We start from the raw sequence: 13,381 nt of genomic DNA, 5'->3' as shown, positions 1-13,381 counted from the left end.
TTTTTAATTTGTTACGATACATTCTGCAATCTCTGGAAAATCAATAAATGGATTTCGATTGCCTTGAAGTTCATGGATAGCTAGGTTGCGATGCTTTTCATAGATAGATACTGGAAAAGATTGATGCCATTTTAACAATAAGGAGACATTCTCTAATTCTTTTTTTATTATGTTTGGATAGCGAATTAGGAAATAGAGTGTTGCTCTAGCAACGATTCCTTTGCCGTATTCTGGTTCAAATTTACTTTCTTCAGCTTTGCCGCAACCATCTTTGATTCCTAAAATGAATCGTTCAGGGATATAATCATGGAAATCGTAGTAAGGGTAGTTGCTTCGACTGCTATTGCAGGTAGGATTGCAGGCGAATAAATGATGCAAGTCTCCTCTCATCGGTTCTTTTTTATCGAACCATGATTGAGGCACTACATGTTCACAGTTAAATAGATTATCCGATAAGATGCTTATTAACCCTTTTGCCTGCATTTCGTGGAGCCGAACGTCCTCCTCTATGACAGAAAGGGGATCCATCCTTTTTCCAGAATAAAGACTTTTCAATGAACCGTTTTCCTGTAAATCAACCCAGGGGTACACATAACGGTGCGGGCTGTAGTTTAACTGATCTGTATGTGTTTTTTCAAGCAATGTGTGAAGGCTGTCTAAAAGACTAGAATTCGTGAATGAAATGCTATGATAATATTGATTTCTGACTTCCTTATCTTTCTTTTCGTCATAATAGGGTCGATTTTCCTGATAGTTTAAAAAGTCTGCCTTGGCCGTTTCCCATTCACAGTATAACAAATCTAGTTTTTCCATTATATTTTCAACGCCTGTCCAGATAATTTTTGGTTGAACACATCCGATAAGTATTCCTCTGTTGTTAAGTACAGCATGCCGTTGCCTTCGAGTTTTGGCGAGTTTCCTAAAGGAATCGTTCTTTTTATTAATTGTGCATACAGCTCAGCCTCTGTCAGTTTTCGCTCAAAGTTTCTGTTGGCATTGTCTTTTATGAGTGCAAGTGCACCAGATATATGCGGTGTTGCCATAGAAGTTCCGCTTAGTTTTGCATAAGTTCCGTTTAAATACGTTGAAAGGATTTCTTCACCAGGGGCTACTAAGTCGACTTCATTATTCGAATTTGAAAAATAAGAAGATCTGCGTTGCAGGTTAATGGAACCGACGCTGATGACTTCATTGTAGCAGGCAGGATAGGCCAATTCATTTGAAGAACTCAGTCCATCTCCCTCATTACCAGCAGCACAAACGACTAGTATTTGATGAGTGATTGCGTTTTGAATAGCTTGGTGTAACTCAGGTACATCGACAGAGCCTCCGAGGCTCATAGAGATGATATCTACCCTTTGTTCAACTGCATAGTTAATACCATTTATAATCCAGTCATATTGCCCTGATCCATTTTTATCAAGCACTTTTAAAATCAATAAACTTGCCTCAGGTGCAACACCAACTACTCCTGTGTAGTTATTGATTGCAGCAATTGTGCCAGCCACATGGGTTCCATGGCCATTATAATCGATGTATCGATCAGGTTGTCCATCATCATCATGAGTGAAATTCCGCCCGCCGATAATACGCCCACTTAAATCAGGATGGGTGATGTCGCAGCCTGTGTCCAATATCGCAACTGTGATCCCCTTCCCTTTAGAATTCTCCCAAACTTTTGGTGCTGCAATAAGTTCAATACCCTCTGGCACAACTTCGACCACTTCGACCACTTCATTCACTTGAAACGGAATTAAATGTAACTTTTGCTTCATTCGTATCCCTCCTGAAAGAAATTAGGTTTTAAGTGCATTATTGGTAACTAATAATATTCTAACAATTCTGAATATTGAATAACAGTTACAATAGATGTATTTTTATCTAAAATATCAGAATTTTAATAGTGTAAATAGTATTGGTTTCTATTAGTCAATATCGCATGATAACATCTTGAAGGTTTTGGATGTACTTAAAATAAACTGCATTAGAGAAGTTGAAGTCATGGAACAGAAGATGCTTACTAATGTAATACGTGTACATAAACTTTCTAAAGATACAATGTTAGCTGAAGGAGAAAATCTATTCTCTACGCTATTTAGCGAAGGTGAAAAGAACTATAAAAATCCAAAACAATGCGTGGGTAACGTTACAATTCGAGCAAATAAGAAAATGGTGAATTTGTATTTGGGATACAGAAATTTTGTTGAAAGACAATCGAGGGGAAAAATAGAATTTTAAATTTTCAACAAACGGGCGCGATTTTGAATAAGTAATAGCGCTCGTTTTCAATAAAGGCTTTTAAATCAAGCAACATTAAATTTGAAAAAATGGGGGAGAGTGAGAAATAGATGAAGAATATTTACTTTAATAATAAAGTGTTTTAAAATCCTATAAATACTTAAATTTACAAGGGGGCATATTATGGAACAAAACATTCCGAATCAATTGATGAATATATTTTACAATATCCTCAAGAGATTCAAGAAATATTAAAAACTATAAGAAAGGTTATAAAGGAATCAGCGCCAAATGCCGAGGAAAAAATAAGTTACAGAATGCCTACTTTTGTATTACACGGAAATTTGGTACATTTTGCTGCATACAAAAACCATATAGGCTTCTACCCAACTTCAAGCGGCATTAATAATTTTCAGCATGAATTATCGGGATATAAAACCTCTAAAGGAGCAGTTCAATTCCCACTTGGAAAACCTATCCCTTATGGAATAATTAGTAAAATAGTAAAATTTAGAGTTGCTGAAAACCAAAGTAAAGTGGAAGGTAAAATAAAAAAGAAATAATTTGTAGATGGCAAATTTCCCTTTGTTTATGAACTGTAACAAAATTTATAATAACAGGACTTTTCAACAATCGGCGCGATTCTGCAATATGGATGAGCGCTCGTTTTCATTAGAGGGTCAGATTATTGAATAACATGCTTTTGTAACGATTCTTTGGATGCTTTTTTCACCTAATATTGTAGTATAGTTAAATATAAAAGGGGGGACTGATGATGGATAACCAATATTTTGTAGGTTGGGGAACATTGGCACTGATTAATGCTGCACTTGCACAAGGAAAAAATAGAACGGGGTTAAATTGGTTCTTACTTTCACTTGTATTAGGACCATTGGCAACACTAATTTTGTTATTTGTTGAAAAGAGACAGTAATACTTCATATTAGTGCAGCAAGGATCTATAACGAATACATAATAACGGTCCCAATTGGGCGTTCCTTTTCATTAAAGGACCAGATTGTGAAGGATGAGTTCAAGAAGGTGAGCATAAAGCCATGTAGCCGAGTGTCAATAAGCAGTTTATTATATATACTTTTGTTTTTTGAAAGCGGCGTGAAGTCATTTGATTTGTAAGAAATAACACTCTTTAAGGTAACTGGCAAAGGATGACGCTTAGATGCTTGACCTGTTAATCTGCTCACATTAACTAAGATTTTAAGAAATTATAAAAGAGCCTCGCTTGCCCTTAAACTAAAGGATTGCGTAGCTCTTCCTAAGATTTTTGTAGAAAAGCTACAATTGGGCAACACTGCTTCTACAACAATTTTATTTTTCTAATACTATACAATATTGTTCTTTATAGTTTTCATTGTTCCAATTATACATTTGTAACAGATGATTAAGAGATAATTCGTTATGATTAAACCTACTATACGGGATATTTAGTTCATTATCATCATGACCAATCCATACTCGCCATAGCTCTATTATCTGTCCTTCTCTAATATTGTCTTTTAAGTAATCCAATAATTGCTTTACTTTTAATTCTGTATAGCTGAAATTTACTTCATATATAAATGGATAACCAGTATATTCACTTACATTATAGTAACAGTCTTTATTAATGACTAACTCATTTAAATCCTCTTCATCTTCAACAAATAATACTTGGGTATTCGGATCCATCTTTTCCCAAGGTACCAATTCATGCGGTTTTATTTTTAATTCAATAGCTTCTTTGACCGTTATATACTTTGCTTTGGATTCTATTTCAGGCATTTCAAAATTTGTTGCTATAAATGAACAATAGCTCATTTAAATACCTCCAAAATTTTAATTTTATAACATTCATTTGCTTTTCGTTAAGTATAACATTCCCAACCCGTCGCTTAGTAACATCATTTTACTTATCCTTTGTAAACTGATACCACCCTTGTGTAATAATCCTGCTTACAACGCTAATGGCCATATTCACGAAATAAATGTACTAAAATGGATATTTTCTATTTCACTCTCTATACCAAAGCCGCACATATTTGTTTCATTGTCATTCAACAATCCTGCCAGATTGTTGAATAAAGGACTTTATGATGAAATGTTACATAACGATGCATTGCAAGAATTTCTCCTCCAACTAATTCAATGTTCAGTTCTATGTATTTACCAAATTAGAACATAAAAAGAGGGAATTGTAATCTTGTGTCGAAAGAAAATTACAATGGCGAATAGATTTTATAGCCGGAACTTACGGAAGGGGTGACTTATTGAAAATGAAAGAATTTCAAAATAGGATGCTAATGAGAGGAATTACTTCTTAATTAAGATTTAATCCTCCTATTAGCAATGGGAGGAAAATTAAAGATGATGGATTTAGGGAATATGTTAAGAGGAGTTGCAAACAATGCATTTGCACAAAGTCTTCTTCAATTTTGGGAATATGACGAGGGAACTTTGGGACTTTGGCGTGCAAGTTCAAACTATGTTTATGCTTTTCAATGTAATCAAGTTCAATATTTTTTAAGAATTAGTTTTGAACAGGATAATTCGATTGAACAAATAAGAGCAGAATTAGAGTTTATGCAATATTTACAATCAAATGGATTTCCAACAGTAACACCAATTCAATCAAAAAATAAAAAATTAATTGAAACACTAAAAACTCCAGAAGGTACGTACTTTGCCGTTGTCTTTAATGTTGCTAACGGAATCAATTTAGATGACGATACAATTAATGAAAAACAGATGGAGGAATGGGGGAAATCACTTGCCTCACTTCATTGTTTATCAAAAACGTATGAGCCAGTATGTAATAAAAGAAAGAGTTGGCTAGATACAGTACAGTTTATGGAAAGTGTGTTTAAAAAATATCCAGGAGAAGAGTTAGCGCTAGAAGAGCTTAGTGAGATAACGAATTGGCTTCAATCATTATCGACTGACAAGGATGTATTCGGATTGATACATTATGATTTTCAATTAGATAATCTGTTTTTTGAAGAGGATAATTACCCACATTTCAATGTTATTGACTTTGATGATGCCGTTTATCACTGGTATGTGCTTGATATTGTAACAGCACTTGATGATTTTATTGGCAATGATGATCCTCAATCAAAATTATTGACTCATTCATTTTTGAATGGCTATCGTACCAAAATGATTTTAGAAAATGATGTAGTGGCGCAATTTCAGCAGTTTCAAAGATATGCAAACTTATATAAGTATGCCCGATTATTGAAAACCTTGGATTACGGAGAAATTAATGAAACTCCACTTTGGTTTGATGAGTTAAAGAAAAAGTTGGTTAGCGTCGCAGACAAATTAAGAAATAAATTTCAAAAATCATAGTAACAAGAATTTTAAATGTTCCTGAATGAAGTTTAGGAAGTTACAAATGCCCAAGAAATGCTGTGACATTTCTTGGGTTTTCATTTGAATAATATATTTAACAATCGGGCGCTTTTGTCGCATAGCAATGCACCATAATCTGGCCATTTTGCCGCATAACGATTTCACATAATATTATTTGAAGGTGAAGGGATGAGAGATATGTCATATCAAGTTTTAACAGATTCAGACGTTTTAAAGTTCACACAAATGGAGTCTATTATCAACGCAATTGAACGTGTTTTTTATGAGAAGGCAAATGGCAGCCTTGTTTCCCCTCCACGTTTTAGTCTAGAAACAGAGAATGGAAGCTTGGTTTTCACTGCGGGAGCTGCTACAGGTATTTCAAAAGTAACAGGATTTCGAGTTTACGATACCTACTCAAATGATGATCCAGGACATGAACAATTAGTTTCTGTATTCGATTCCGAAACGGGAATATTCAAAGGAATAATTATAGGTAATTCACTTGGCGCTATTCGAACAGGGGCAATTGGCGGTGTTGCTATTAAAGCCATGTCTCGTCCAGATGCGACACAGTTGGCTGTTATCGGAACAGGCGCACAAGCTCGTACCCAATTAGAAGCAGCCGTAGCAATTCGCGATATTAAGCAGATTCAGGTATATAGCCGAAATGAGCAAAGTCGAATGAAATTTGCCAGGGAGATGACTGAAAAACTTGGCATTGAGGTTTTTCCAGTGGATTCACAAAAAAAATGTGTTGAAAATGCTGATATTGTTATTTGTGCTACAAATAGCCTTTCTCCAGTACTTGAAGTAGAGTGGTTAAAGCAAGGTGTACATATCAATACCGTTGGACCGAAGTCGATAAACGGAAGTGAGATTCCTATCGAGATAGCGAGCCAAAGTTCCGTGATTACGACTGATTCTCTTGAACAGTTAAATGCTTATTCAACACCTCATTTTTTAGTTGATACGCCGTATGAAAATAATATTGTACAGCTTTCAGATGTTGTGACAGGGGAAAAGTTAGGTAGGACCTCAAACAGGGATATGACACTGTTTTGTTCTGTAGGGTTGTCTGGCACTGAAGTAGTAGTTGCAAATGAGATTATAAAATTGGCTAAAAAGTAAACTGAAATATACCGCAATCGGGCGCGATTCTGTAATAAGGGTCAGCGCTCGTTTGCATTAAAGGGCCAGATTTATGCGGATTTACAGCGGTAAGTAAAGCAAAGTCCCCAAACGACGCTTTGGTAACTTTACCCCTATCGAACAAAAGGATAATATATTAATAAATGTAATAATTTTTAATGTATAGGAGGGCTTATGAAAAAATTCAGTTTTATTTTCGATATTTTAATTTGTGTAATATTATTAACAGCCTGTAATGATAAAAAGCCAGAAATAGAAATTGGGGCAACAGTTTCTCCAGTGAGTGAAGAAGAATACAAAAAGATTAGTGCTACGAAAGATTTAAGTGAACCAAAGCAAGAAGACTTTAAATTTTTTGAGTTTAATTTCAATATGGAACATACAGATTCAGTAAAGGAAAGAAATATTGAAATGTATAAATTCGAGAATCTGCAACAAGCATTAAACGAGATAGATGGTAGCTCACGATTTTTGTATGGTAGTTGGCATACTCAAGATAATGTAAGTGAAAATTTTGCAACATACCACCAAGATTTTGTCTTTTATACAAAAGGTTTAAGCGATGATAATATTAAAAAAACGTTTAGTAATGAAAAAATTACTGTTTCTTGGACTAATTATAAAAATGAAAAAATAAAAAAAGAATATAATTTATCTGAATTAATTGAGTTTAATTTCAAAAAGAATTTATAAAGCATACAAACTAAACCTAATAAACGTTCAAATCAGACTTTGGTGACTCTACGAGAAAAGTTTTCCAAACTACGATTTAAAGGCATTTTGATATAATAGTGTGTCTAAAATATTTGTAAGGATATATTGCTTTGAAAAAATATCTAAAAGGTTATGCATTAGGAGTATTATTTGGTTTAATCTTCATTGCTTATGACAGTATGCGTCTATCCAAATTTAATATTTAGAACAACAAATAAACATAAAGGGTTGAGCATTGTGATAAGAAAAGGCTATTTCATAGACAAAGGAAAAAATCAGATTTATAACGATGAAGTATTAGTTTCAAGTAAAATTCTCTCTAATAATCCTACGTTACAGGAACTTGGACAAATGATTTTTAATGGCGTGGTAGAAGAAATATTTATCTGTAACTATCAAACAGAACAAATAAGTAAATTAGAACGATTATTGATTAATGATTTTAAGTCTGAATGGAGTACAAAATATAAAGATAATATTAGCCTTGATGATGAAGCATATTTAAATGATTTCCCTAATGGATACTGCTTTTTTGTTGAGCTTTGGGTAAGCGATAAAGAAAATCCTATTTTGGTGTTATACCACTTTCATTAAACGCCTCTAAAAGATAGATGAAAATAGATATTATTATTGTTTGGGAAGCCTTTACTAATGGCTTCCCAATATTTATATCAAAAAATCAACACTAAATTTTAACACAGCCTAATTATAAGATTGTACTTCAAGTAACGGTGACTGTACTTAAAGATGAGATTCTACAGAGATCTTATCTTTTTCTTCTTCAATGTAGTGTTGTGCTTTAGTTCATAACGATTTTCAACAATCGGGCCAGAATGTTGAATAAGAGATATAGCCAGATTTATACTGATTTACTATGGTAAGCAAAAAAATATCTCCAAACGACGCTTTGGGTGCATTTCTACGTTAACTTTAAAGAAATATCTTTTTACTATTTAAACAAAATAATGTTCTTAAATTGTATTTGGGCACGGAAAGAAACGAAAAACGTACAACAAGGTAAGCTATTGTTGTACGTTTTTCATTTCTCACCAGTCTAATTTCCCTATGCTTCTAAGTGCCATATTAATATCATTATTCATTACTTTCACAGCTTGTCTAATAGACAATTGAACTTGCTCAAATGTGCTAGCTTCTTCTTGTTCAAATGCAAAAATAATACTTCTTGAAGCACTAATTAACGCTCCGAATCCATCCGAATTAAAAGCATTTGTAATATCTTTACCTTTCCCACCTTGTGTACCATAGCCAGGTACTAAAAATAATGAGTGTGGCATTGCTTCACGGAATATTTGCTGTTCTGCTGGATAAGTCGCTCCTACAACTGCCCCAACAGAAGAATATCCACTTGTTCCGATATCACGTAATGCATAATTATGTACAAGCTTTGCAACACGTTCTGCTATTGACCCTTTATGTGTTAAAACATCTTGTAAATCTCCTGATGATGGATTACTTGTTTTTACTAAAATAAACAAACCCGTATTTTTAGAAATAGCTTGTTGTACAAATGGTTCCAAACTATCTGTTCCTAAATAAGGGTTAATAGTTAATGAATCAACTTTTTTTGGCGTTTGCCACTCATTAAATTCATCTCCAAAAAAAGAACGAGCGTATGCATTTGCAGTAGAATCAATATCCCCACGTTTCGCATCAGCAATCACTAACAAGCCTTTTTTCTGGGCATAATCAACCGTTTTCCAATATGTATCTATACCAGCAGCACCATAGATTTCATAATAGGCGAGTTGTGGTTTTACAATCGCAACCTCTGATTCAATTGCATCAATAATCAATTGATTAAATGTAAGTAGTGCAAAAGCAGCTCCTTCATCACACTTCCCCAATTTTTGTTCGGCTTCTTCTAAAATAAACTTAGGTACACGTTCGATAATAGGGTCTAAACCTATAACCGCGTGTGATTTTTTCTTTTTTATTTCTGAACAAATACGATCAGCAAAATGAACATTGCCCATAATTATCCCTCAATTCATTTGATTTACAATTCAATTATACATTATCCCTCTATAATTTTCTTTCAATTCAAAAATAAAGAATATAAAATTACAAACAAAATAAATATTATAAACGTTCTAAAATCAAAGTTAGGGTAGACACAAAAGCCAAGAAACACTTACAAAGGTATATAAAGAGAGTTTACAATAAGACTTTTCTACATTATGCAGAAAATATTGTAGAGATGTTATATGAATAAAAACCTGTATATAGAGACTTTCTAAATTTGTATTATTCTCAATCCTATATTTCAATTGCTGGTGGTTTAGGTGAAACGATCTTCAACAATGGGCGCTTTCCGGAACAAGGATCAGCGCCCGTTTGCATTAAAGGGCCAGATTGTGGAGTAACAAAAGGTACTGATTAATTCGATAAGAGACTTGCTATACAAGTTTTTATACAAATATAGAACAAGCTTAACAAGTATAAACACCGTTCCATCCAGGGTTTGCATCATCTGTATAAAATGCTGCATAGTGAGAATGAATTAACCAAATTAATCCCCAAAATGAATCATCCATTTATTTCTTTTTATTGCTTCATCAATTTTTTTCATTAAATTCTCAAGTTCTTCTGATTTATAAACGTCGTTCGCTTCACGCACAATCTTTAAAAAGTAAGCATGAGAATTCGGTGGTATCAATGTTATTCCGAAATAACAGAGATTGTTATACGGTCTATCTGTGCTATGTGCGAATGTCTGTAAGTTGTCTATTTTTTTTCCGAAATCTGTAGCACATAGGTCGTCAAGAAAGTCGCCATCTACGGTTATGCAACCATATTTTTCAGGGTCATATCTAATGTCATCTTTAATCTCTTCTATACTATCAATTATTCCAAACTCATGAACATGAGGCATATTAACAACTCCTTCGTCTTTCCTTAATACATAGCTCTATTATCTTAAATTCCAATGTCCATTTATATAAAAATTTTCATTTTTCCCAAAGCGGGATTTGGGTGCCTTTTTTTAAAAGTTTATTTGGAATCGTTATAAAACACGAATCTTCTAGCTTGTACTGTTTTACTGATTTTTTTATAGCGATGGAAAATGAAATATGCTCAATTGTTTCCTCGGTTACTTCGATATGGTATCGCTCAGGTTGTTTTAGAATATTTTTTAGTTCCTTATCTACTGGTTGTAAAAGTGTATTTACATAATTAGTGATTAACATTATGTCACTATCATTTCCTTTACGTACAATCGCTTTTGGGGTTTGAAAAAGTGCTTCAATTTCTTTTTGAGAAAGCATCGTATCTTCCTTTCCTACCAAGGATTAATTAGTCTTTTATAAGAGACATCTTCGCCACAAAGTATCAAAAGTCCTTTTAGAAGATTCCCAAACGTTCCCGAAATCTTATTTGGGAGCTTTTTATAGGGCTTAACATTGTAAATTTGCATTAGTCTAATGCAACAATCGGGCGCGATTCTGTAATAAGGATCAGCGCTCGTTTTCATTAATGGGCCATATTATGGAATAAGCTAATGGGGTGTTAAAGAAGTATAATATATAAAGTCTGGAAAAGTGGAGTTATTTTTGAATAGGAGAAAGATTAAATAATGAATGATTATTATCAAACCATACTTTTTTCATCAATAGGCTTAGTCACTACTGTTTTTTTGATTATTTTTTTTATAAAAAAACAAAGGAATCATAAGGATTTTTGGATAGCAATTATAGGTTTTTCAATTTTTGGTTTACTGTGTTTTAGTTTAGTGATGGGGTATTTATTGGATTTACCTAAATTACTAAAAGGAGATTTAAAAACTGAAAGTGGGATTTGTGAGATAGTTGACTTAGGTTCCGGTGGGCGTTTTGGGACAGACAATGGCTTACAGATAATTGTAAATAATGTAACAGTTTCTGCTTCAAGAGACGATTTTGAATGGCTTGAAGAAGGAAAAGAAAAATGTACAATAAAATACTTAAATACAACTGAACAACTTCTTGAAATTGAAATTGATTGAGATAGGTATGGCAGCTTAATTACACAAAACTAACTAATAGTGGCAGAACTTTATTCCACAATCGGGCGCATTTCTTTAAAAAGGAATGCGCTTTTAAGGGCCATTTAATTGAATAACACTTCTAAATTTAAATAGAGTTTTATGCTAATATTGGTTTGGTGTAATTCTGTAAAACAATGTTCTTAAGCTAACAGTGCAGTTTAGTTTAACAAGGTGATAAAAGATATTATTAGAACAAACATAAAATGGGGTGAAAATATGAAGTTAACATTGGCAACAAATGTTGAAATCGATACACTTCATTCAAAGTTTAAGAAGTTTAATGTTCATCTCCTTGAAGAGCCAAGTAATCTATACAATTATATCGGTATTATGGATGTATTTAATCGTGTGCTTAATGAAGAAGAGGCTAGTGAGTTGGTAAGGATAAGCCATAATATAAAGCACAGTGCTAAATTTGTTAGTACCTTTATAAATCTTTTTCATATAGGAGAAAAAGAGGTATATGTATACATTAATAAAAAGGCTATTAGAAAAGAAGAGTTGAAGTATATATTGAGCTGTTTAAATCGAAATGAAGCAAGTTTTTTTCGGAAGCTGATTTCCAATAACAAGGGAATTTATAAAATAGGTGACGTTGAAACTCTTGTCTTTTTAACGAAACTCTCAGTGAATGAACTTTATTTTGGAAATTTTTTCTTTCCTGCTCTTGAAACAGTGATAATTGGGAATTATGATTTGTCTTTTCCTGTCTATTCTAAGACAGCAGTAGGATTTAAAGCATGTAAGAAAATTATTGAAGAGCATGGCTTATTTATAAGACAGTCGATGAAGTAACCATTTTCTTTTTCAACTAACGGGCGCGATTCTGTAACAAGAATCAGCGCTCGTTTGCAATAAAGGGCCAGATTGTGGAGTAACATTTATCAATAATTTGTAAATATTTATCCATTTTTTAGTATTCCGAAAGTGTATAATGGGATTTATTTATTGGAACATTGAGCTATTTTACGAATAGGATGTGTTAAAGATGTGGGAACAAAAATCAATTGAGACACCAAGAGGGACATTTGAAGTCTTTGTGAAAGGTAAGGGAACACCTCTTTGTGTTACTCATAATTATTCGACTTTTAATGATTCAGGAGATTATTTTGCGGGATCATTTATAGAAAATCATCAAGTATTTTTAGTGAATTTAAGAGAGTGTGGTAATTCGGTAAAAGCAGAACAACCATATCAACTAGGATTATTAGAGACAGTCTTTGATTTAGAAGCTATTCGAAAAGCGTTAGATTTTGAAAAATGGGCATTTGCTGGACACTCTACTGGAGGAATACTTGGGGTAGTGTATGGAATTTATTTTTCTGAATCACTTAACTTTGAGATTATTGTTGGAGCGGCTGCTAGAGATTATTTGACATTTTCAAAAACTTGTATTTATAATAGCGAACACCCTGATTTCAATAAAATGCAAAATCTATTGAAATTAATTAAAAATAAACCTCTTTCTTTAGATGAACGTAACAAATTAAAAATTGAACGTACAAAGCTTTCTTTATATAAACCGAATAATTATAAAGATTATTTTTCATTAAATATATCCAAAGATATAGCTGTCACTAGGTTGAATTATTTTGATAGAGAACTACAGTTATTTGATGTTACTAGAAAATTGAACTTGATTTCTACCCCTACTCTAATTATTTGCGGCAAGTACGATGTTCAATGTCCTTTAGAATATTCAATAGAAATGAGTGAATTAATTCCAAATTCAACTTTAGTTATTATGAGTGAAAGTAATCACTATCCATTTTTAGAAGAAAAAGAAATTTTTTTAAAAGAATATAGAACTTTTGTTAATAAATTTAACTGATATTTGTATTCCAGTTAAAGTTTTCCGACATCTTAGAAATACTGTTAAAATGA

The 13,381-nt window shown here is 32.9% G+C and carries 17 protein-coding genes; 11 read left to right on the top strand and 6 right to left on the bottom strand.

Going from position 1 to position 13,381, the window contains the following annotated elements; all coding sequences use genetic code 11:
* Nucleotides 1–3 precede the first annotated feature (3 nt).
* Both ACIQXI_RS10965 and ACIQXI_RS10960 read right to left on the bottom strand, forming a co-directional pair.
* Nucleotides 4–813 carry an endonuclease I family protein gene (locus ACIQXI_RS10965; RefSeq protein WP_402924503.1) on the bottom strand — a complete coding sequence of 270 codons (810 nt, stop codon included), beginning with the start codon at nucleotides 811–813 and terminating at the stop codon, nucleotides 4–6.
* Nucleotides 813–1,775, bottom strand: a complete 963-nt coding sequence (locus ACIQXI_RS10960) for a S8 family peptidase (RefSeq protein WP_402924501.1) — start codon at nucleotides 1,773–1,775, stop codon at nucleotides 813–815. The genes ACIQXI_RS10965 and ACIQXI_RS10960 overlap by 1 nt, the downstream gene beginning before the upstream one ends.
* 226 nt (nucleotides 1,776–2,001) lie before the next feature.
* On the opposite strand from ACIQXI_RS10960, the gene ACIQXI_RS10955 reads away from it, so the two are divergent.
* The 3 genes from ACIQXI_RS10955 (at nucleotide 2,002) to ACIQXI_RS10945 (ending at nucleotide 3,172) form a co-directional block, all read left to right on the top strand.
* Nucleotides 2,002–2,238, top strand: coding sequence for a hypothetical protein (locus ACIQXI_RS10955; RefSeq protein ID WP_402924498.1), 237 nt, complete (start codon nucleotides 2,002–2,004; stop codon nucleotides 2,236–2,238).
* Between the two features lie 164 nt (nucleotides 2,239–2,402).
* Nucleotides 2,403–2,801 (top strand): iron chaperone, encoded by a 399-nt coding sequence (locus ACIQXI_RS10950; protein ID WP_402925742.1) that lies wholly within the window; start codon nucleotides 2,403–2,405, stop codon nucleotides 2,799–2,801.
* Nucleotides 2,802–3,013: 212 nt separating this feature from the next.
* A complete protein-coding gene (locus ACIQXI_RS10945; protein WP_167395904.1) occupies nucleotides 3,014–3,172 on the top strand; it encodes a hypothetical protein in 159 nt (52 codons plus the stop codon).
* Nucleotides 3,173–3,564: 392 nt separating this feature from the next.
* Here the strand turns inward: ACIQXI_RS10945 and ACIQXI_RS10940 are convergent, their stop codons facing one another.
* Nucleotides 3,565–4,053, bottom strand: a complete 489-nt coding sequence (locus ACIQXI_RS10940; protein ID WP_402924495.1) for a magnesium transporter — start codon at nucleotides 4,051–4,053, stop codon at nucleotides 3,565–3,567.
* Between the two features lie 546 nt (nucleotides 4,054–4,599).
* Here ACIQXI_RS10940 and ACIQXI_RS10935 point away from each other — a divergent pair.
* From ACIQXI_RS10935 to ACIQXI_RS10920, 4 genes are all read left to right on the top strand, one after another.
* The gene (locus ACIQXI_RS10935) at nucleotides 4,600–5,583 is read left to right on the top strand and encodes a phosphotransferase enzyme family protein (protein ID WP_402924493.1); all 984 of its coding nucleotides are present in this window, start codon (nucleotides 4,600–4,602) and stop codon (nucleotides 5,581–5,583) included.
* Between the two features lie 201 nt (nucleotides 5,584–5,784).
* Nucleotides 5,785–6,717 (top strand): ornithine cyclodeaminase family protein, encoded by a 933-nt coding sequence (locus ACIQXI_RS10930; protein ID WP_402924491.1) that lies wholly within the window; start codon nucleotides 5,785–5,787, stop codon nucleotides 6,715–6,717.
* A gap of 195 nt (nucleotides 6,718–6,912) precedes the next feature.
* Nucleotides 6,913–7,431, top strand: a complete 519-nt coding sequence (locus ACIQXI_RS10925; RefSeq protein ID WP_402924488.1) for a hypothetical protein — start codon at nucleotides 6,913–6,915, stop codon at nucleotides 7,429–7,431.
* Nucleotides 7,432–7,689: 258 nt separating this feature from the next.
* Nucleotides 7,690–8,046 carry a hypothetical protein gene (locus ACIQXI_RS10920; RefSeq protein ID WP_402924486.1) on the top strand — a complete coding sequence of 119 codons (357 nt, stop codon included), beginning with the start codon at nucleotides 7,690–7,692 and terminating at the stop codon, nucleotides 8,044–8,046.
* A 452-nt stretch (nucleotides 8,047–8,498) separates the two neighbouring features.
* Here the strand turns inward: ACIQXI_RS10920 and pyrF are convergent, their stop codons facing one another.
* Nucleotides 8,499–9,446, bottom strand: coding sequence for an orotidine-5'-phosphate decarboxylase (pyrF, locus tag ACIQXI_RS10915; protein WP_402924484.1), 948 nt, complete (start codon nucleotides 9,444–9,446; stop codon nucleotides 8,499–8,501).
* Between the two features lie 266 nt (nucleotides 9,447–9,712).
* On the opposite strand from pyrF, the gene ACIQXI_RS10910 reads away from it, so the two are divergent.
* Nucleotides 9,713–9,853, top strand: coding sequence for a hypothetical protein (locus ACIQXI_RS10910; protein ID WP_402924482.1), 141 nt, complete (start codon nucleotides 9,713–9,715; stop codon nucleotides 9,851–9,853).
* Between the two features lie 129 nt (nucleotides 9,854–9,982).
* Here ACIQXI_RS10910 and ACIQXI_RS10905 read toward each other — a convergent pair whose 3' ends face one another.
* Together ACIQXI_RS10905 and ACIQXI_RS10900 are read right to left on the bottom strand one after the other, a co-directional pair.
* Nucleotides 9,983–10,345, bottom strand: a complete 363-nt coding sequence (locus tag ACIQXI_RS10905; RefSeq protein WP_402924479.1) for a hypothetical protein — start codon at nucleotides 10,343–10,345, stop codon at nucleotides 9,983–9,985.
* A 76-nt stretch (nucleotides 10,346–10,421) separates the two neighbouring features.
* On the bottom strand, nucleotides 10,422–10,739 hold the full coding sequence (locus ACIQXI_RS10900; RefSeq protein ID WP_402924477.1) for a hypothetical protein: 318 nt from the start codon (nucleotides 10,737–10,739) through the stop codon (nucleotides 10,422–10,424).
* A 308-nt stretch (nucleotides 10,740–11,047) separates the two neighbouring features.
* On the opposite strand from ACIQXI_RS10900, the gene ACIQXI_RS10895 reads away from it, so the two are divergent.
* The 3 genes from ACIQXI_RS10895 to ACIQXI_RS10885 all read left to right on the top strand — a co-directional run bounded on the left by ACIQXI_RS10895 (nucleotide 11,048) and on the right by ACIQXI_RS10885 (nucleotide 13,328).
* Nucleotides 11,048–11,455: a hypothetical protein gene (locus ACIQXI_RS10895; RefSeq protein ID WP_402924475.1), complete on the top strand. Its 408-nt coding sequence runs from the start codon at nucleotides 11,048–11,050 to the stop codon at nucleotides 11,453–11,455.
* 258 nt (nucleotides 11,456–11,713) lie between these two features.
* A complete protein-coding gene (locus tag ACIQXI_RS10890) occupies nucleotides 11,714–12,292 on the top strand; it encodes a hypothetical protein (RefSeq protein ID WP_402924473.1) in 579 nt (192 codons plus the stop codon).
* 193 nt (nucleotides 12,293–12,485) lie between these two features.
* A complete protein-coding gene (locus tag ACIQXI_RS10885) occupies nucleotides 12,486–13,328 on the top strand; it encodes an alpha/beta fold hydrolase (RefSeq protein WP_402924470.1) in 843 nt (280 codons plus the stop codon).
* Nucleotides 13,329–13,381: the final 53 nt, after the last annotated feature.

It is taken from the genome of Lysinibacillus sp. NPDC097195, from assembly GCF_044762075.1.
Taxonomy (GTDB): domain Bacteria; phylum Bacillota; class Bacilli; order Bacillales_A; family Planococcaceae; genus Lysinibacillus.
The sequence above is the reverse complement of the archived record's forward strand: the minus strand, read 5'-3'. Positions and strand labels throughout refer to the sequence as shown.

What these genes read in the sequence shown, in the direction of transcription:
- ACIQXI_RS10965 (WP_402924503.1), bottom strand. Translation starts at nt 813, where the DNA reads ATGGAAAAACTAGATTTGTTATACTGTGAATGGGAAACGGCCAAGGCA.
- ACIQXI_RS10960 (WP_402924501.1), bottom strand. Translation starts at nt 1,775, where the DNA reads ATGAAGCAAAAGTTACATTTAATTCCGTTTCAAGTGAATGAAGTGGTC.
- ACIQXI_RS10955 (WP_402924498.1), top strand. Translation starts at nt 2,002, where the DNA reads ATGGAACAGAAGATGCTTACTAATGTAATACGTGTACATAAACTTTCT.
- ACIQXI_RS10945 (WP_167395904.1), top strand. Translation starts at nt 3,014, where the DNA reads ATGGATAACCAATATTTTGTAGGTTGGGGAACATTGGCACTGATTAAT.
- ACIQXI_RS10940 (WP_402924495.1), bottom strand. Translation starts at nt 4,053, where the DNA reads ATGAGCTATTGTTCATTTATAGCAACAAATTTTGAAATGCCTGAAATA.
- ACIQXI_RS10935 (WP_402924493.1), top strand. Translation starts at nt 4,600, where the DNA reads ATGATGGATTTAGGGAATATGTTAAGAGGAGTTGCAAACAATGCATTT.
- ACIQXI_RS10930 (WP_402924491.1), top strand. Translation starts at nt 5,785, where the DNA reads ATGTCATATCAAGTTTTAACAGATTCAGACGTTTTAAAGTTCACACAA.
- ACIQXI_RS10925 (WP_402924488.1), top strand. Translation starts at nt 6,913, where the DNA reads ATGAAAAAATTCAGTTTTATTTTCGATATTTTAATTTGTGTAATATTA.
- pyrF (WP_402924484.1), bottom strand. Translation starts at nt 9,446, where the DNA reads ATGGGCAATGTTCATTTTGCTGATCGTATTTGTTCAGAAATAAAAAAG.
- ACIQXI_RS10905 (WP_402924479.1), bottom strand. Translation starts at nt 10,345, where the DNA reads ATGCCTCATGTTCATGAGTTTGGAATAATTGATAGTATAGAAGAGATT.
- ACIQXI_RS10900 (WP_402924477.1), bottom strand. Translation starts at nt 10,739, where the DNA reads ATGCTTTCTCAAAAAGAAATTGAAGCACTTTTTCAAACCCCAAAAGCG.
- ACIQXI_RS10895 (WP_402924475.1), top strand. Translation starts at nt 11,048, where the DNA reads ATGAATGATTATTATCAAACCATACTTTTTTCATCAATAGGCTTAGTC.
- ACIQXI_RS10890 (WP_402924473.1), top strand. Translation starts at nt 11,714, where the DNA reads ATGAAGTTAACATTGGCAACAAATGTTGAAATCGATACACTTCATTCA.
- ACIQXI_RS10885 (WP_402924470.1), top strand. Translation starts at nt 12,486, where the DNA reads ATGTGGGAACAAAAATCAATTGAGACACCAAGAGGGACATTTGAAGTC.